11 protein-coding genes are annotated in these 18,737 nt (G+C 50.1%); 6 read left to right on the forward strand and 5 right to left on the reverse strand.

The window, feature by feature from the left end; genetic code table 11:
* Window positions 1-10: 10 nt before the first annotated feature.
* Window positions 11-835 (reverse strand): undecaprenyl-diphosphate phosphatase, encoded by an 825-nt coding sequence (locus P771_RS0105740; RefSeq protein WP_028574388.1) that lies wholly within the window; start codon window positions 833-835, stop codon window positions 11-13.
* A 260-nt stretch (window positions 836-1,095) separates the two neighbouring features.
* Here P771_RS0105740 and cls point away from each other — a divergent pair, with 260 nt between their 5' ends.
* On the forward strand, window positions 1,096-2,529 hold the full coding sequence (gene cls / locus P771_RS0105745) for a cardiolipin synthase (protein WP_028574389.1): 1,434 nt from the start codon (window positions 1,096-1,098) through the stop codon (window positions 2,527-2,529).
* A 30-nt stretch (window positions 2,530-2,559) separates the two neighbouring features.
* A complete protein-coding gene (locus P771_RS16650; RefSeq protein WP_084301711.1) occupies window positions 2,560-4,293 on the forward strand; it encodes a TraB/GumN family protein in 1,734 nt (577 codons plus the stop codon).
* Window positions 4,294-4,301: 8 nt separating this feature from the next.
* Here P771_RS16650 and P771_RS0105755 read toward each other — a convergent pair whose 3' ends face one another.
* Window positions 4,302-4,700, reverse strand: coding sequence for a response regulator (locus P771_RS0105755; RefSeq protein WP_028574390.1), 399 nt, complete (start codon window positions 4,698-4,700; stop codon window positions 4,302-4,304).
* Between the two features lie 147 nt (window positions 4,701-4,847).
* On the opposite strand from P771_RS0105755, the gene P771_RS16655 reads away from it, so the two are divergent.
* From P771_RS16655 to dxs, 4 genes are all read left to right on the forward strand, one after another.
* Window positions 4,848-5,678, forward strand: coding sequence for a biotin--[acetyl-CoA-carboxylase] ligase (locus tag P771_RS16655; protein WP_051617146.1), 831 nt, complete (start codon window positions 4,848-4,850; stop codon window positions 5,676-5,678).
* A gap of 78 nt (window positions 5,679-5,756) precedes the next feature.
* Window positions 5,757-9,440 carry a pyruvate carboxylase gene (locus P771_RS0105765; RefSeq protein ID WP_028574391.1) on the forward strand — a complete coding sequence of 1,228 codons (3,684 nt, stop codon included), beginning with the start codon at window positions 5,757-5,759 and terminating at the stop codon, window positions 9,438-9,440.
* A gap of 146 nt (window positions 9,441-9,586) precedes the next feature.
* A complete protein-coding gene (locus P771_RS0105770) occupies window positions 9,587-13,186 on the forward strand; it encodes a PEP/pyruvate-binding domain-containing protein (protein ID WP_028574392.1) in 3,600 nt (1,199 codons plus the stop codon).
* Between the two features lie 59 nt (window positions 13,187-13,245).
* Window positions 13,246-15,141 carry a 1-deoxy-D-xylulose-5-phosphate synthase gene (gene dxs, locus P771_RS0105775; protein ID WP_028574393.1) on the forward strand — a complete coding sequence of 632 codons (1,896 nt, stop codon included), beginning with the start codon at window positions 13,246-13,248 and terminating at the stop codon, window positions 15,139-15,141.
* A 19-nt stretch (window positions 15,142-15,160) separates the two neighbouring features.
* On the opposite strand, the gene P771_RS0105780 is transcribed toward dxs, so the two are convergent.
* From P771_RS0105780 to tmcB, 3 genes are read right to left on the reverse strand one after another with little or no spacing between them, the layout of a single operon-like run.
* A complete protein-coding gene (locus P771_RS0105780) occupies window positions 15,161-16,993 on the reverse strand; it encodes an SLC13 family permease (RefSeq protein WP_028574394.1) in 1,833 nt (610 codons plus the stop codon).
* A gap of 53 nt (window positions 16,994-17,046) precedes the next feature.
* A complete protein-coding gene (tmcA, locus tag P771_RS0105785) occupies window positions 17,047-17,445 on the reverse strand; it encodes an acidic tetraheme cytochrome c3 TmcA (protein WP_161635948.1) in 399 nt (132 codons plus the stop codon).
* Window positions 17,414-18,727, reverse strand: coding sequence for an electron transfer complex ferredoxin TmcB (gene tmcB, locus P771_RS0105790; protein ID WP_028574396.1), 1,314 nt, complete (start codon window positions 18,725-18,727; stop codon window positions 17,414-17,416). The genes tmcA and tmcB overlap by 32 nt, the downstream gene beginning before the upstream one ends.
* Window positions 18,728-18,737: the final 10 nt, after the last annotated feature.

The raw sequence follows: 18,737 nt of genomic DNA on the forward strand, positions 1-18,737 counted from the left end.
CAGGCACGAATTAGAAAGTAACGGCCGGATCAACAAAAAAATAGACCAGTCCAGACACGGTGAAACAGTACAGGGCAAAGTAAATCAGCCTGCTGTTCATCAAAAAATTGATCAGCCAGACTATTCCGATCCAGGAAAAGATGAAACTGGAGATAAAGGACAAAGTCAGGGGGATAATTCCGATTTCAGACCAGATATCCCGGCTTACCTCACCAAACATGAGTACTGAAGATCCCAGGATGATGGGAATGGCCAGAAGAAAGGAGTACCTTACTGCCGTGTCCCGGGAAAGGCCGAGCCACAGGGCTGTTATCAGGGTGGCCCCGGAGCGGGATATGCCCGGCAGGATCGCAACGCTCTGCCCGAGTCCCACCAGGAATGCGTCCTTGAAGGTCATTTCCTGGGGAGTTCTGTGACCATAGGTTTTCATCTGTTCTATAAAAATCAGAAAGGTTCCAGTCAGGGCCAGAGCTCCGGCAATTACTGCCGGAGTCTTCATGGCATCCCCAATCTGGTTCTTGAGCAGCAGGCCCAGAGTCCCGGTGATCAGAGTGGCCACGATGATGTACCAGCCGAAAAAGAACCTGACTCTGTTTTGCTGGCTCCTGTTCACCAGGTATCCGAAAAAACCAGAGACAACTTCCCAGAGGTCTTTGCGAAAATAGATGCAGACAGCCAGAACAGAGGCGAGATGCAAAAATATTTCATAGGCCAGCCCTGGAAAATGATAACCCAGCAATAATTCAGTGATAACAATGTGGGCCGTGCTGGATACAGGCAGAAATTCAGTTATGCCCTGGACGATTCCGAAGATTATGGCCTCAATTACGGACATTTAACATCCCCTTTCTTAAAATGGCCCTGTTTCTATGTGTTTTGGAGTAATAAGTCCAGAAGTAAAAAATGCCGATCCATGCCTGGTAAGGGCCGTTCACGAGCCTGACAGGCCTTGAGAGCTGAATGTTCTTGACAGGTGCCAGTCATTTTTTTTCAATGGAAAAATTCAAAGGTTAAAGACTTTATTATTCAGTAAATGTGAAGTCCCGCAGGGGTACTGGTTTTCGGCTTAACCTGGAACTGTCAAGGAAGGATGTCTTGTCCGGCTGGCTCATTATCACTCTGGTTCTTGTACTGAATTTTATGGCTGCAGGTCACGCTCTCATGTATAAGCGTGATCCAAGAACTGCCTGGGCCTGGATAGTCACCTGTCTGCTGATTCCGACCATAGGTCCAGTGCTTTATTTTTTGCTGGGTATCAACAGGATCAGGACCAGGGCCAAAAAACTCAAGGGAGAGCCCATGCTGGTCAGAAAAAGGATCAGACCTGAGTCAGACGGGCAAGGCAGCCTTTATTCTCCACCGGACATGGCAGAGATTCCAGGCTATCTCCAGATGGACCACTTGTCCAGGACCATCAGTAACCGGCCCCTGACATCCGGAAACAGCATAAGGGTCCTGTATAACGGCGACCAGGCCTACCCCCGGATGCTGGAAGACATTGATAAGGCCAAAAAGTGTGTCTACCTGTCCACGTTTATCTTTGACACCGGCAATACTGGTCGAAGGTTCATCAGTTCGCTGGCCAAGGCCCGAAAAAGGGGGGTTGATGTCAGGGTCCTGCTGGACGGAATAGGAGAGTTTTATTCCTGGCCCAGGGCCGGTGGTTATCTGAAACAGGAAAAGGTTCCCTTTGCCAGGTTCCTGCCACCCAGAATGGTGCCCCTGTCCCCTTTTATCAACCTTAGAAATCACAGGAAAATGCTGGTCATAGACGATGACACCGTGTTTACCGGGGGCATGAACATCGGGGACAGGCATCTGGTGGATGAAGACAAGTCTACAGGGACCCAGGATGTCCAGTTCAGACTTGCCGGTCCTGTTGCCCTTCAGATGAAGCAGGTCTTTCTGGAGGACTGGGCATTCTGCACTGGAGAACCTTATCCTGGACAGATGGACCAGGCAAAGGACCTTTCCTCTGGGGATGCCTTTTGCAGAACGATTACTGTCGGCCCGGATCAGGACCTGGACAAGCTGCGCATGCTTTTGACCGGGATGATTTCCAGGGCAGTTGAACGGGTATCAATAATGACCCCGTACTTTCTGCCTTCTCAGGAACTCATCGGTGCCATGCAGGTTGCAGCCCTGCGGGGAGTGGAGATAAACGTGGTTCTGCCGGCCAGAAACAATCTCCCTTATGTGCACTGGGCAACCAGGAACATGCTCTGGGAAATACTTCAATACGGGGTCAGGGTGTACTACCAGCCACCACCGTTTTCCCATTCCAAGCTTTTTCTGGTGGATGATGTTTACGCCCTTATCGGCTCTGCCAACATGGATCCTCGCAGTCTGAGGCTGAACTTTGAAATGGTGGTTGAGATATATTCCAGGGATCTTGTCCGGACATTGACAGAGCATTTCCAGGAAAAAATCAGCAGGTCAAAACGGGTCAGGCTTGTGGATGTTGACTCCAGATCTATTCCGGTCAGGTTGAGAGATTCATTGTGCTGGCTGTTCAGTCCCTATTTGTAAACCAAATAACATATCCTGAAGGTTGAGCATATGGAACCAGCAAAACAGCACCTGAACCCGGTCACCACCAGTGCAGGGGGCAGCGTCTTCCCGGTTCATCCCCTGCAGAGTCCGGAAATTCTTGCCAAAGCGGCTGTGCCTGAACATTCTGTGAATTTCATGCGTTCCATGTCCGGGGGGGAACCTTTTCTGTCCGGGGAGTATCTGTTTTTTTCTGAGCAGGACTGGCTGATGGGGATAGGCTACCCTCTGGGAGCAAGCTATGACATCAGCCAGTTCCGGGCAGCCCTTGAAAATGCCCTGGAAGCTACAGGGGCCAGGCAATGCTGGGTTATCTGTCCTGATCTGCCCCCTGAACTGACAGACAAAAAAAAAGAGCAGGATGAATTTTATGTCCTTGACCCCTGGCAGGAAATCAGCCCGACCCTGACAAGACTGAACAGGAAGGCGGCTCTGTCTCTGGAACTAGAGATGGGCAGTGATTTTACCGATGCCCACAGTTTGCTGTGGGATGAGTTCTTATCTCAAAACAACCTTCCCCCAAGGGTTATGAGGCTTTACACCCGTACTCCAGGACTGATGGGACGGACAAAAGGCCTGGTGTTTTTGAATGCCTGGGACAGGCAGGGCAACCTCGCAGCCTGCCTGGTTGTGGATACAGCCCCTGGAAAATTTTTAAGCTATATAATTGGTGCTCATTCCAAAAAACACTATACCCCGTATGCCTCGGATCTTCTGTTCAGCAGGCTGATCAACCTGGCCCGGTCCCAGGGCAAGGAATTCATTCATCTCGGGTTAGGGGTGAACCAGGGTATTAAGAGGTTCAAGGTCAAATGGGGAGGACGCCCATATTGCAGTTATCAGCTGGCCGAATGGAGAACCGGCTTTGTCCCTGCAGACCTTTCTGTTCTAACTCCCGAGATAATGGAGAACAAGGCCAGGTATCTCATGTCCCTTCCCAGGCAGAAGGAGTTCAGGATGCTCTGGGAGATTGAAAAGCAGGGCAAACATTCATGGATAGGAGGTACTGCCCACTTTTTCAGTTGTAGTTTCAGGCATCACTTTGAAAAGCTCTTTGATCAGGTCCATACGGTCATCTTTGAAGGTCCGCTGGATCAGGTCAGCATGCAAAGGGTGGCTGCTGTGGGCTGCAGCCCAGGTCCGGAATTTGAGCCTCTGGCCCGGAAGTTGAGCCGGGACGAGGTCCAGACCCTGAAAAGAGTGGTCAGGGGGCCGGAAGGTTTTTGGGCCAGGCTGTTAAATTCACCTGGTACTGACCTGCTGGATGTTGATTATTATCTGTCCTCCACCAGGCATTGGATGGCTTTTTTCAGTATATGGTCGGCTTTTCTCAGGCGTATAGGCTGGGATCAGTCAGTAGACAGGGAAGCCTGGGATCTGGCCAAGCAAATGGAGAAAAATGTGGTGGCCATGGAATCCATTGACGAGCAGATTGCAACCCTGGAAAGTATTCCCAGGCAAAGGATCCTCAGGTTTTTTAAAAACTGTGGTCAATGGAAGAAGCTGGCTGCCCAAAATGAAAAGGCATATCTGCGGGGGGATCTGGAGAATATGTTTGGAACCAGCACAGAGTTTCCTTCCAGAACTGAACTGGTGATTCACCGCAGGGATGAGCTTTTTCTTGAACGGATGAAACCATACCTGGAAGAAGGGGGATGTATGGTTTTTGTGGGTACGGCCCATATGCTGGGCCTGGGCCCTATGCTTGAGGAAGCTGGATTTGGGCTCAGCAAATGCTGTTGAGCCTGGGTTTACTCAACCAGTCTGACCTCTTTAAGGGCGTTGAGTATTTTTTCCCTGGAGACCGGCTTGGAGATGTATGCGTCAGCTTGTCCGCTGAAAAAGGCCTCAGTCACATTCTTTGTGTCAGACAGGGCTGTGGTCATGACTGCCTTGACTTCCTTGCCAATGGGGACTTTGTTTTTGTCCTCAAGTTCTCTGATGGCCTGGAGGGCACTTTGTCCGTCCATGACCGGCATCATGATATCCATGAAGATGAGGTCATAAGGCTCTTGGTCCTGCAGGGCGTTCTTGAACATCTCAACTCCCTGGAGACCGTTTTCAGCACTGTCGCATTCAAATTGTTCGGAAAGAATTTTTGCAAGGATTATTCTGCTGGCCATATCATCTTCAACAATCAAGGCTCTCATTGCAACTCCCATGACGATCCATTTTTTTACAATTCTTAATAAATTAACCTTTGCCAGTCAATTCTGGCAGTAGATTTGTTTTTTACGTTCTCAGTGTTACGCGAACCAAAGAGGTAGTGGGTTTTTACCCAGGACAGGAGCTGGTAGTTGGCTGGATTTAAAAAATATATTCTTAGCGACCTGGTAAAATTTCCAGAGTTTTCCTCCTTCCGGAAAAATGGTGTCCAGTCCCGGTCCAAATATGGGGCAGATCAGCCCAAGATCATGGTCCAGGACTGGTGTACTTCATCCATGGATATGGCCTGGGAACTGGTCAAAATGGAGATGATCAGTCCCGGGGACTCAGTGCTCTGCCTGAGGCAGACCAAAGGAAGAGGCAGGATGCGCCGGGAATGGGTTTCCCCGGCTGGAAACATTTACGGAGCGCTGATGCTTCCCAGACCCCAAGTCCCTGAGATGGACAGGATACTCTCCCTGATCGTGGGATATGCTCTAAGACAGGCCCTTTTGGGGCTGGGGGTTGCCTTGTCCATAAAATGGCCCAATGACCTCATTTTAGATGATAAAAAAGTAGGAGGCATCCTTTTAGAAGAAAAAAAACAGGACATTGTGGCTGGTATCGGGCTGAATTTGAGGAATTGTCCTGAAAATATTTCTTCTACGGGAGAATATCCTGTCATGCCGGGCCATCTGGGGATGGGACCGGATGGTCCAGATCCCCTGGAATTCTGGGCTCAGCTCATCCATCTGGCCCTGTTCTGGTATGAAGATATATTGTGCGATTTTTCTCTAATTGACTTTATTCGGGAAATTAACTCTAATCTTTGGCTGACTGGTGAAAAGGTCAGAATTTTTTCAGGCGACGATTATTTCGATGGAGTCCTTATGGGGGTGGGGGATATGGGTGAGGCTCTTGTGGATTGTTCGGGCAGAGTTGAAAGGGTTACAAGCGGAACCATCCGGAAGCATCCAGGATAATGAGCCTATTGCCTGCAGGCTGGGATGTATTGTCTAAATTTTTATTTCAGTTAGCTGTTAAAGGAGATGGATAGCCATATGGGTATGAAAACTTTTGAGCAGATTGTATCAGAATTGAAAGGTAAAAGAATTCTTGTGGCCAACCGGGGAATACCGGCCAGAAGAATTGTCCGGTCCATCAGGGAGGTATTTCATGCCATACCAGTGATGACTGCCACTGATGTGGACAAGACTGCTCCTTTTACTTCTGGTGCTCAGGAACTGCTGCTTCTTGGAAAGAACTCAAGGGCATACCTGGATATTGACAGGATCATCAAGAGAGCCAAGGCCCTGGATATCCTGGCAATTCATCCTGGCTGGGGTTTTGCTTCAGAAGATTTTTCTTTTCCCACCAAGTGCAATGACGCTGGAATGGTCTTTATCGGCCCTGATCCAGAAGCCATGGAAACCCTTGGCAACAAGGTGGCTGTCCGAAATCTGGCCAAGAAGATCGGAGTGCCGGTGGTTCCCGGATCAGAGGGAGCAGTGACGGTTGAAGAGGCTCTGGACCTGGCTTTTGAGATGGGATTTCCGGTCATGCTCAAAGCTGAAGGCGGTGGTGGCGGAAGGGGGATTTATGAGGTGTACAGGGAGGAGCAATTGGAACGGGCCTATGCCAAGGCTTCGGCCCTGGCCCTGGCTTCCTTCGGCAATCCCAGGCTTTATGTTGAAAAGCTTCTGACCTCCATCAGACATATTGAGATCCAGGTCATTGCCGACAAGCACGGCAATGTGTTCGCCTTTGATGAAAGAGACTGCACTTTGCAGCGCAATCACCAGAAACTGGTGGAGATAACCCCTTCTCCCTGGCCCAAAATGACTGAGGAGTTGCGGGAGCAGCTGAAAGAGTACGCAAGAAAACTGATCCGGGCTGTGAATTATCATTCCCTGGCCACTGTGGAGTTCTTGGTGGACGGGGATGGAAATCCCTATCTTATTGAAGTCAATACCAGGCTCCAGGTGGAGCACGGCATCACTGAGTGCAGGTACGGCATTGACCTGGTTGAGGAGCAGATTGCCGTGTCCTTCGGATCAAAGCTCCGGTTCAGTGAAGAGAATATGAAACCCACCAATCAGGCCATGCAGGTCAGGGTCAATTGTGAAGATCCGCAAAAGAAGTTCTCCCCCAACGCCGGGCTGGTAACCAGATATCAGTCTCCGGGCGGCCAGGGGGTCCGGGTGGATTCCTGCATCACAGCAGGGTATAATTTCCCGTCTCAATATGATTCAGCAGCCTCCCTGCTCATAGTCTACGGCAAGACCTGGGAAAAAATTCTGGGAACCATGGAAAGAGCCCTGCGGGAGTACATCATCGGCGGTATCAAGACCACCATACCTTTTCACCGGAAAATAATCACCCATCCCAAGTTCAGAACCGGTGAGTATGATACCAATTTTGTCACCAATACTCCTGAACTGATGGTCTACCGGGATCAGGAACCTGAAGCCCACAGACTGTCCTGTCTGGTGGCCGAGATCTCAGCCAAAGGGTATAATCCCTATGTCCAGCTGGGGGAATACAGGTCTGTTCATGACAAGCGCATGGGCCGGTTTAATCCGGTACTTCCCCATTTAGGTGATGACTATGTCAGCCCTTATCCAAGGGGGGACCGGGACGGGATCCTGGATTACATCCGGAATTCGGACCATGTTCATTTTTGCGACACCACCACCAGGGACATCACCCAGTCCAACAGCGGCAACAGGTTTCGCCTGGCTGAGGACCGAATAATCGGACCCTACCTGGACAACTGCGGTTTCTTTTCCCTGGAAAACGGGGGAGGAGCCCATTTTCACGTGGCCATGATGGCCAATATGACCTATCCCTTTACTGAGGCCAGAGAATGGAATCAGTTTGCACCAAAGACTCTCAAACAGATACTGATCAGGTCCACCAATGTTCTGGGCTACAAGCCTCAACCCAAAAATATCATGCGTCTGACCGGAGAAATGATCTGTGAAGACTATGACGTGATCAGGTGTTTTGATTTTCTTAACCATATTGAAAACATGATTCCATTTGCCGAAGTGGCCATGAGTTCAAGAAAGAATATATTTGAACCGGCTATTTCCCTTTCCTATGCCCAGGGATTTGATATCAGCCATTACATGGGGGTGGTCAGTGAAATCCTTGAAATGGTCAAAAAGGTAACCGGACTGCCAGAGTCTGTTGCCCAGAAGAAGTTTATAATCGGGCTCAAGGATATGGCCGGGGTCTGTCCGCCATTTTTCATCAGGGAGTTGGTTGGTGAGATAAGGAAAAAATATCCGGATCTGGTTGTCCACTATCATCGCCATTATACTGATGGTCTTTTTGTCCCGGCCGTGGCAGAAGCGGCCAGGGCTGGAGCTCATATTGTGGATACAGCCATTGGAGCTGCTGTCAGATGGTATGGCCAGGGAGAGGTCCTTTCCACAGCCGCCTATATTGAAGAACTGGGCATGAAGACCAACCTGAACAAGGAAATGATCCGCAAGTGCGGCTTTGTTCTTAAGCAGGTCATGCCCTACTATGACCGCTACACAGCCCCATATTTCCAGGGGATCGACTATGACGTGGTTGACCACGGCATGCCCGGAGGAGCCACTTCTTCTTCCCAGGAAGGGGCCATGAAGCAGGGATACATTCATCTTCTGCCCTACATGCTCAGGTTTCTGGCCGGCATCAGAAAGATAGTCCGCTATCATGACGTTACTCCAGGCTCTCAGATAACCTGGAACACGGCCTTTCTGGCCATCACCAATGTTCACAAGGAAAAGGGTGAAAATGGAGTGCGCCGACTGCTCAAGGTGCTGGACAAGGTGAACAGCGTACCTGAAAGTGAACTGGATCAGGAAACCAAACAGGCCAGGCTGGAGATCTACAGACACAGCAACGACGCCTTCAGAAATCTTTTGCTGGGTAAATTCGGGCGACTGCCTCTGGGCTTTCCACCGGACTGGGTCTATGAAAGTGCTTTTGGTGAAAAATATCAGGAGGCCATCCAGTCCAGGACCGAAGACTCACCTCTTTTGAGTCTCAAAGACGTTGACATTAATGCAGAAAGGGAAAATCTGATAGGGCATATCGACCGTGAACCCTCCAGGGAAGAGCTGGTCCTGTACCTTAATCATCCCGGGGATGCTCTGAACACCATCCAGTTTAAATGCCAGTTCGGGGATCCCAACCAGTTACCCCTGGATGTATGGTTTGAAGGTCTTAATTCTGGAGAGGAAATGGTTTTCCTGGACAGCAACGGAAAACCCAGAAACATGGTAATTCTGGATATCTCAGCCCCTGACGTCAACGGCATGAGTGTAGTCAGGTACTCCCTTGATTCGGAATTTCTGACCTTTCAGGTCAAGGTTAGGGAAGGGTACGGCTCAGCCAAGGACTCTCTGGAAATGGCTGACCCGGATAATATTTATCACGTGGGGGCGCCCCACAACTGCGATCTCTGGGTGATGCATGTCAAGCCTGGGGATAAGGTCAAAAAAGGTGAAGAGCTTTTTAATATTTCCATCATGAAACAGGAAAAGGCAGTGACTTCACCGGTGGAAGGTGTGGTCCGAAGGGTGCTCAAGTTTGCAGACTATCAAGAGGACAAGATCATGGTCCCGGTCAGGGAAGGGGAACTCCTGGTTGAACTTGGACCTGTGCCTAATACCTGCTCTGGGTGCGGAAACCATATTATTCTTGAGGACTGCAAGTTTTGTCCGGAGTGTGGCCGGAGGGTCGGCTGATCTATGGTTTTCCGGTTGCAAAAAAGTCCAAATTGAAGTTGACGACCCAATGGCCTAACAGCTACTAAAATGGCGTCTTTCTCAAAACAGCTTTGAAACTTTTCTTTTTGGTAAAGATTAAAGAATGATCCAAAGGAGAGCAAGGAATGGCAAAGTCCACCAAGCAACAGGATGAAAAAAAAGGTCCGGCAAAGGCCAGCAAGTCCGACGCCAGGAAGATGGAAAAAATTCAGAAGATAAAGTCGCAGCTGGTTCTAAACGCCAAGGATATAATGGATATAGGTGTTGAATCGGAATTGCTGGTGGGCGGTAAGAACTACAACACTGCCATAATGAATACCATTGAGAATATCAGGGCTCCCCAGTTCCGGGCCATTTCAGCCAATGCCTTTCACAGCCTGCTGGATGAAACCAAGGTCAACGCAGCAGTCCTCAGATCCGCAGTGGACAAGGAATATGATGCCATCGACTGGAATGACGAGGTCATTAATACTGATTCCGAATTCCTGCGCAAGTTTGTGCGCAAGCTGGCCATGAAGATAAAAAGGTCCCTCAAGACTGAAGGAACCCTGATCAAGCTGAGGACTTTTATTAATAATGTGGTTGAAGGCTTTGCTGTATCTCCTGAAGGAATTGATCAGCTCAGAAAAAGATCCGTCCTGGTGCAGGTGGCTATTTTGAGTGTGGACCTGCCTGCTGAAGTTGAAGATGCTGTCCGCCAGGCCTACAGATCCATCTGTAAGGAGGCCGGGCAGGAAAATGTTCCAGTGGCAGTCAGATCCTCTGCAGCCGGGGAGGATAGCCGGAAAAAGGCCTTTGCCGGACTCCAGGATACATATTTGAATATTGTGGGTGAGAATAATGTGGTTGAGGCTTACCACTGGGACTGTGCCTCGGCCTACAACCTGCGCAGCATGACCTACCGCAGAGAGGCCATCCTGGATGCAGTGGCCAAGGCCGAGAGGACCGGTGATGATTCCATTGCCTCCAAAGCCAAGGAAGAGTGGTCTATTGAGAACACCTCGCTTTCAGTATGCATAATGCGCATGATCAATCCGGTGATTTCCGGCACCGCCTTCAGTGCTGACACTTCTACTGGCTGTCGCGGGACAGACCGTATGGATCTGGTATCAATTGATGCCAGTTACGGGCTTGGCGAGGCCGTGGTCAGCGGCATGGTCACTCCTGACAAGTTTTTTGTGTTTCAGCGCGATGACGGAGAAGAGGTGGTCATCAGGAATATGGGGTTCAAGGACAAAAAAATAGTCTACGATGAAACCGGCGCCGGGACCAAGGAAGAGTCGGTCCCCCAGGATATGATCTTTCGCTGGTCCTTGTCCCTGGCCCAGGCTGAAATGGTGGCCAAGGGGGTGCGGGCCATCAGCAAGGCTTACAACGGAATGATCATGGACACTGAGTTCTGCATTGATAAGTGGGACCGGCTGTGGTTTGTCCAGGCCAGACCGGAGACCAGGTGGAACGAGGAGTTTGAGAAATACCCCCACACCATATACATGCGCCGGATGGAGGTGGATGAAAAATTACTGCCCAGGGCTGAAGTCATTCTTGAGGGCAATGGAGCATCCAGAGGAGCAGGACAGGGCACCATCAAATTTCTGCGTTCCGCCCTGGAGCTGAACAAAATTAATAAAGGAGATGTTCTGGCTGCTGACCGAACCGACCCGGACATGGTTCCGGGAATGCGCATTGCATCGGCCATACTGGCTGATGCTGGTGGTGATACCAGCCATGCGGCCATTACTTCAAGAGAGCTGGGCATTCCTGCGGTCATCGGCATCAAGCGGCTGGAAGCCCTGAGGGCCCTGGATGGCCAGGAAGTGACTGTTGATGGTTCCAGAGGTCAGGTCTACCGGGGGCTTATTCCGCTTGTTGAAGTGGGCGGAGAAATGGATCTGAGCAAGCTTCCCAAGACCAAGACCAAGGTTGGCCTTATCCTGGCCGATGTGGGCCAGGCCCTTTTTCTTTCAAGGCTGAGAAGTATTTCTGATTTTGAGGTTGGACTTCTCCGGGCCGAGTTTATGCTGGGAAATATCGGGGTTCATCCTCAGGCCCTTGAAGCCTACGATAAAAGCTATCTGCAAGAGGTGGTGGACAAGAAACTTGGAGAACTGGAAGGGGACCTGACCAAAGTTGTCCGGGATCAGCTGGCAGCCGGGGTGGTTTCCCTTGACTTTAATCTTCGCAAGTATGTGGGGATAGTCACAGGTCTGGAAGACAGGGTCAATGAACTGACCGAGCAGAAGGGAGCCAAAGGCACGGACGAGGTCCTGGCTCTGCACCGGCAGCTCAGGGAGCTTGACAACAAGCTGGACGAGCATATTGACCTGGCCACCAAAAGACTGGACATCCTCAAGACTTCGGTTGATCTGAGAGAGCATATATCAATTATTATGGGTTTTGCCGATGAGCTGCTCCTGCTTAACCATGACGATGCCGAGTCTCCCCAGGCCAGGCAGGAAATTGAAGACCGGATTGAGTCCATCCATAAAAGGATTGCTGACAATGATTATGTCCGGGAAATTTTCAATGGAATCGGGGAACTGAGAATAGAAGTCGCTCAAAAGGTCGGACTGAAGCGGAAAATGGATGATGTGCGCAACCTTCCAGACAACATTCATCAGACAATAATCTCCAAAGGATACAGAAACGGCAAGGAGCTTTATGTCCAGACCCTGTCTCAGGGTCTGGCCCTTTTTTCCATGGCTTTTTACGGCAAGGAGATCATTTACCGGACCACTGACTATAAATCCAACGAATACCGCAACCTTTTGGGAGGGATGCTGTTCGAGGACTATGAAGATAACCCAATGCTTGGTTACAGGGGTGTGTCCAGGGATATCCATGACTGGGAACTGGAGGCTTTCAAGCTGGCCAGAGGGGCCTTTGGCGGCAAGAATCTTCAGCTGATGCTTCCTTTTGTCCGGACCCTGGAAGAGGCCAGGAGCATGAAGCGTTATCTGGCCAATGTCCACAAGCTGAAATCCGGTGAGGACGGGCTCAAGATCATCCTTATGTCCGAGATCCCGAGCAATGCAATAATCGCCAAGGAATTCATCAGAGAATTTGACGGGTTTTCCATAGGCTCCAATGACATGACCCAGCTAGTCCTGGGAACTGACCGGGATAATTCCAGACTCAGACATATTTATGATGAGGAGGATCCGGCTGTGGTCTGGGCCATCTTATCCACTATTTTTACCGGTCAGAAATTCGGTAAAAAAGTCGGATTCTGCGGGCAGGGGGTATCCAACAGCCTGATCATCCGGGGCTTAGTATGCATCGCAGGTATCGTATCCGCCTCAGTGGTGCCAGATACCTATTCCCAGACCAAGTATGACTTTGCCGATACTGAAAGTGAAAACATCAAGATCAGAGACCTGGGAGCCTGGATCAAGAAACAGCACTTCAACAGGCTGCAGGATCTGCTCCAAAAGCATAATTACGAACATATCCTGAAAAAATATTCTTCTGAAAATGACCTGCTGGAGTGGTACGAGGGTGAGCTGGGCAGGCTGCATGATCAGCTTTACGCCAGCCTTGGCTCGTCCAAGGAAGACTTCTATCGGCAGGAAATGAACAGGTTCCGGGAAACCTTTCACAAGCCGGTTATTTATTCAAACTGGGACTGGCAGACCACAGTTGAGGATGCTCTCCATCATGCCGGCTTTGCTTCATTTGAAGAGCAGGAAAAGGCCTATGCAGAGCAATGCCGTAAAAAATGGTAGAAAATCTTTAAACACAGAGGCGGTCAAATTGACCGCCTCTTTTTCATTTGTATTAAATCATGTCTGATAACAACGTACATATTCTTTCCAGCCTTTCCAAACCAGACCTGATCAGGGATTTGAAGCCGGAAGAGCTTGAATGTCTGGCTTCCCAAGTCAGGGAGCTCATCATCAGGGTTGTTTCCAAAAACGGCGGTCATCTGGCTCCGTCCCTGGGTGTGGTTGATCTGACCGTGGCCCTGATGAATGTCTTTGATTTTGAAAAGGACCAGATCATCTGGGACGTGGGACATCAGGCCTATGCCTATAAAATACTTACCGGAAGAAAGGATCATTTTCATACCCTGCGTAAAATAGAAGGGATCAGCGGCTTTCCAAGAATGGATGAAAGCGAGTTTGATCATTTTGGTGTGGGACATTCCAGCACCTCTATTTCCGCTGGACTGGGCATGGCTGTGGCCAGGGACATTCTAAAGGATACCAGCAAGGTCCTGGCAGTGATCGGAGATGGATCCATGACCGCCGGCCTAGCTTATGAAGGGCTTAATCAGGCCGGAGACCTGGACAGGGATCTTATAGTCATTCTCAATGACAATGAGATGTCCATTTCCAAGAATGTGGGAGCTCTTTCCTCTTTTTTGAGCCGCAAACTCTCCTCCAGGTGGATGGTCAGATTTAAAAAAGAAGTTGAAGGATGGATGCGCCATATCCCCAGGATCGGTGAGGACATCCTCAATTATGCCCGGAAGAGCGAGGAGTCCCTTAAGGGCTTCTTTACTCCAGGGATTCTTTTTGAAGCCTTTAAATTCAACTATATTGGTCCGGTTGACGGGCATAACATAAGAACCATGACCAGGGTTTTCAACCAGCTTAAGACTCTGGAAGGACCTGTACTGGTCCATGTTTTGACCAAAAAAGGCAAGGGCTATCAACCGGCAGAAGAAAATCCTACCCATTTTCACGGTGTGGGTTGTTTTGAGCCGGAAACCGGGCTGGCCAGAAAGAGTAAGGGGAAGTGTCTGCCCACTTACACCGAGGTATTTGGAAATACCCTTTGCAGTCTGGCTGGAACAGATGAAAAAATCGTGGCCATCACTGCAGCCATGCCGGAAGGTACAGGTTTGAGACGGTTTGCGGAAAAGTATCCTGACCGGTTTTTTGATGTCGGGATCTGCGAACAGCATGCCGTGACTTTTGCGGCCGGCCTGGCCACCAGAGGCTTCAAACCGGTTGTTGCGGTTTATTCGACTTTTCTGCAGAGGTCCTATGACCAGGTGGTGCATGACGTCTGTCTTCAGAATCTGCCTGTGACCCTCTGCCTGGACAGAGGCGGGATTGTGGGGGAGGACGGAGCCACTCACCACGGAGTATTTGATTTTTCCTATCTTCGGCATATTCCCAATTTGATCTGCATGGCACCCAAAGATGAGGCAGAGCTGCAGAGAATGCTGTACACAGCTGTCCAGCACCCAGGTCCTGCAGTTATAAGGTATCCAAGAGGGGTGGGTGTGGGTTCATCCGTCAGGGATGAGATCCTGCCTGTGGAAGTGGGCCGAGCAGAACTTATCAAAGATGGCTCCCACGGTCTGATCATGGCGGTTGGAAGCAGGGTTTATCCGGCCCTGGAGGCTGCCCTGGAACTTGAAGATGAAAAGATGTCCCTGGCTGTGCTGAATGCCCGGTTTGTCAAGCCCCTGCCGGCAGAGATGATTTTTGACCTTAGAAAAAGGTTCAACAGGATCCTTTTGTTGGAGGAGAATGTCCTGGCTGGCGGCTTTTCTTCAGCTGTGCTGGAATTTCTTGCAGATCATGATCTGCTTGGCGGTCTGCATGTCAAACGGCTGGGGATTCCAGATGTATTTGTTGAGCATGGCACCCAAAAGGAGCTGCGCCAGATGCTGGGCCTTTGCAAAGGCGGGATTAAGAAGACCAGTCTGAAATTTTTCAAACCTTGATTTTTTCATAGCCAGCCTTCTAAAGCGGCCAGATAATACTTATCAGAAGAACAGCTGAGATTCCAAGAATGATGGACAGGGGAAGTCCTAACTTCCAGTAATCGCCGAATCTGTATCCACCAGGGCCCAAGACCAGGGTGTTGGACTGATGTCCGATTGGAGTCAGAAAAGGCAGAGAAGCTCCAACAGCCACGGTCATCAGAAAAGGGTCAAATGAGGCATTGATCAGAGTTGCAATATTGATGGCTATTGGGGCCATCAGTACTGCGGCTGCAGCATTGTTTATCAGATTGGACAGGGCCATGGTGGCGATCATGAGTAAGCCCATGGTGGCCAGGGGAGAAAGATTGCCTGAAACAGCCAGAATCTGATCAGCAATGAATTGTGCTCCACCAGTCATTTCCATGGCCGTACCCACAGGAATCATTGCCCCCAGAAGAACTATAATCGGCCAGTCCACGCTTTTATAGGCATCATTCAGGCTGATTGTCCCGCGTAACAGCATGAACAGGGCAGCTCCGACCAGGGCTATGTGAACAGGGAGGTACCCCAGGGTGGTCAAGGCCACTGCCAGGATGAAAATGGAGATGGCCAGGACGGTGTCTTTGCGTGGACTCAAACCGAGGGGTCTTTGTGCCAGGGGAAAACAGCCCATTTCCTTCAGGCTATCGGGCATGGAATCGGGTTGACCTTGCAGCAGAAGAATATCACCGGCCCGGAACCTGATGCTTTTAAGCCTTTGAGTCATGCGGGCTCCCTGTCTAGCCACAGCTAAGAGATTAATGCCGTACTTCCAGCGCAGGTTCAGGTTGAGCACAGTTTTACCAATGATGGGTGATTCGAGTTGGATAACGGCTTCCATCAGCTGCATATTGTCGGCCTTCAGGACTTGTCTGCAGGCATCCTTATCAAAAGAACTTTTATCCTTATCCTCTTCATTTCCCGATTCAGGACACAATTCCTTGCTTCCTACCAGATTCAGACCAGCTTCTTTGATCAGGACATCGAGGTCTTCGGAGTCAGCTTCGACAACCAAGATATCTCCGGGGTTAAGGATTTCAAAGCTGGAAGGAACAGACAGGCGTGTGCTTCCCCGGACAAGCCCGACAATCACAATATCGGTTTCAGTCAGGTATTCCAGGTCTCTGATGCTTTTTCCAATGACTTTTGAACCTTCAGGAACCACCACCTCTGTGAGGTAAGAATCGATTTTAAACAGATCCTGGACACCGGTCTGTCCTTTCCTGTCGGGCAGGAAAAAACGGGCCAGAAAGATAATGAATACCAAACCGATCAGGCTTAGGCTGACCCCCACTGGAGTGAAGTCAAACATTGCAAATGGAGAGGGATCAACTTGGGCCCGGTAAGTGGCGATTATGATGTTGGGTGGTGTCCCGATAAGAGTGGTTAATCCCCCCAAAAGGGAACAAAAGGCCAGGGGCATGAGCAGCAGGGAAGGGGATATGTTTTTTTTACGTCCCAGCTGAATGGCCACCGGCATGATCAGAGCTAAGGCTCCAACATTGTTCATAAAGGCTGAGAGCACGGCTACAACAATACATAATGCGCCGGTGAGCATAATCGGGTGATGGGCAATGGGAGACAGCTGTCTGGCGATGATATCCACGATTCCGGCGTTGCTCAGGGCCCTGCTGATTATCAGGACGGCAGCCACCGTGACCACTGCCGGATGGGAAAAGCCTTCAAAGGCCAGATCTGTGGGCAGGACTCCGCTGACAACTACAGCCAGCAGGGCCAATAGAGCGGTCAGATCATAGCGGATTTTTCCATGGACAAACAGGACAAGGGACAGAGCAAGAACCAAAAAAACTATCAGTTGATCAATACTCATGAATCATCCTGTTTGGGGATGAAGGGTTAATCAGTCGGGCTGGAAGAAGCTCACTAACGAATATGACATTCTGAGCAGGCAAACGGCCCTTGGCCTTCATCCAGGTGGCAGCCTTTGCACTGGAGATGATAGGCCCTGCGCAGGGGAAGAATATCGTCTTGGCCCTCAACAGTATGACAGTCTGAGCATCTCAGGTCTATCGAAGCCATACCTTCAAGCAGGTTTCCCTGGTTGTCGTAAAGGTGATGACACCTGGAGCAGTCATACATCAGCTCGTGCTGGTCATGGTCGAATAAAACAGGACCTCGCAGGGGATCGGTAAAGTTATCATCTTTGAACAGGGGGACGGGATTCTGGGAAAAAATAAATCCCGGGATCAGAAAAAGAAGGGCCAGGAGAATCAGGACAGCCGGGAATATTCTATTCAACACTTGTTTTATCAATACATTCATAAATAATGTCTCCCAGGAATTTAATCTGCATGTCCACCTTGTAGTGATGAAGGATATCTTCCAGACCACCATGACAATTGTGACAAGGGGCGATAACCACTGGCACACCAGTGGCCCGGAGCTGGTCAGCCTTGATTTTATTCCCCAGCACTCTGGTTTTCTTATGGGGAGGTCCGCAATTGATCACTCCTCCTCCGGCGCAGCAACAATAATTGTGCTCCCGGTTGGGATGCATTTCAACAAAGTCCCTGCAAAAGGCCCGGACAAGATCCCTGGCTTTTTCGTGCAGTCCCATACCCCGGACAATGTTGCATGGATCATGAAAAGTCACTGGTTGTTCGAACTTTTTACCTACCCTGATCTTACCCTCGTTGAGCAGGTCCCAATAGAACTGTACTGCGTGAATGATGGGCACTGGCGGTTCTTTCCAGCCCAGCCAGCGTGACCCGGTATCATAGACTGACCTGAAGGCGTGGCCGCATTCGCCCATGACTATTTTTTTGCATTTCAGGCGCAGGGCAGTTTCAAAATGGATCTTTTTCATCCTGCCCATCAGTTCATAGTCGCCCACATACATGGCCATGTCGCTGTTGTCCCAGCCGGGTGTGGCCGGCATGGTCCAGTCCACCTGGGCCACGTTCATGATTACAGCAGCCTGGTAAATGAGTTGAGACCTGAACTTGGGTTCAGGACCGATTACCGAATAGAATATCTCTGCTCCGTTTTTTTCAATGGGGATTCTGAGCATGGGCAGTTCATCCCTGGCCTCATCTTCCTGCCATTGCAGGCTGTCGATCCATTCGTCTTCCTTGATCCACATCTGATTCATGGTTGATGCGTGACTGTGAGCCGTATCCTGTATGTACTGAGGGGTAACTCCCAGAAGATGGCAGAGGCGTCTGACCAAGGTTATCATATAGGCAGTATCTATGCCAAAGGGGCAGTACATGGAACAGCGCCGGCACAGGTTGCATTCGGTATAGGCTATCTGGGCTGCATTGACTATGAAATCAGGAGTTATTCTTTTGCCGGGGTCAAGGAGTTCCCAGACAGTCTGCTTGACTTTGCCCACCGGGCTGAAGGACGGGTCATTGTCCATGGACAAGAAGTAGTGGCAGGCCTGAGAACAGAGCCCGCATCTGACGCAGGTGTTGTAGTAGGCCTTGAGTCTTGGACCGGCTTCTTTGCTGAAGACTTTATGAACAGCAGACCTGATTTTTTCAGCAGTTAAGTTTTTCGCTCCTGTGATCAGGCCGATGTCCTCGGTGGTTCTATAATTCATTTTTATTTCC

It is taken from the genome of Desulfonatronovibrio hydrogenovorans DSM 9292 (assembly GCF_000686525.1).
GTDB classification, from domain to species: domain Bacteria; phylum Desulfobacterota; class Desulfovibrionia; order Desulfovibrionales; family Desulfonatronovibrionaceae; genus Desulfonatronovibrio; species Desulfonatronovibrio hydrogenovorans.

Excerpts from the sequence above, each read along its gene's own strand:
- P771_RS16650 (WP_084301711.1), top strand. The coding sequence starts at position 2,560 with ATGGAACCAGCAAAACAGCACCTGAACCCGGTCACCACCAGTGCAGGG.
- P771_RS0105755 (WP_028574390.1), bottom strand. The coding sequence starts at position 4,700 with ATGAGAGCCTTGATTGTTGAAGATGATATGGCCAGCAGAATAATCCTT.
- P771_RS0105780 (WP_028574394.1), bottom strand. The coding sequence starts at position 16,993 with ATGAGTATTGATCAACTGATAGTTTTTTTGGTTCTTGCTCTGTCCCTT.
- dxs (WP_028574393.1), top strand. The coding sequence starts at position 13,246 with ATGTCTGATAACAACGTACATATTCTTTCCAGCCTTTCCAAACCAGAC.
- tmcA (WP_161635948.1), bottom strand. The coding sequence starts at position 17,445 with ATGAATGTATTGATAAAACAAGTGTTGAATAGAATATTCCCGGCTGTC.
- P771_RS0105765 (WP_028574391.1), top strand. The coding sequence starts at position 5,757 with ATGGGTATGAAAACTTTTGAGCAGATTGTATCAGAATTGAAAGGTAAA.
- P771_RS0105770 (WP_028574392.1), top strand. The coding sequence starts at position 9,587 with ATGGCAAAGTCCACCAAGCAACAGGATGAAAAAAAAGGTCCGGCAAAG.
- P771_RS0105740 (WP_028574388.1), bottom strand. The coding sequence starts at position 835 with ATGTCCGTAATTGAGGCCATAATCTTCGGAATCGTCCAGGGCATAACT.
- tmcB (WP_028574396.1), bottom strand. The coding sequence starts at position 18,727 with ATGAATTATAGAACCACCGAGGACATCGGCCTGATCACAGGAGCGAAA.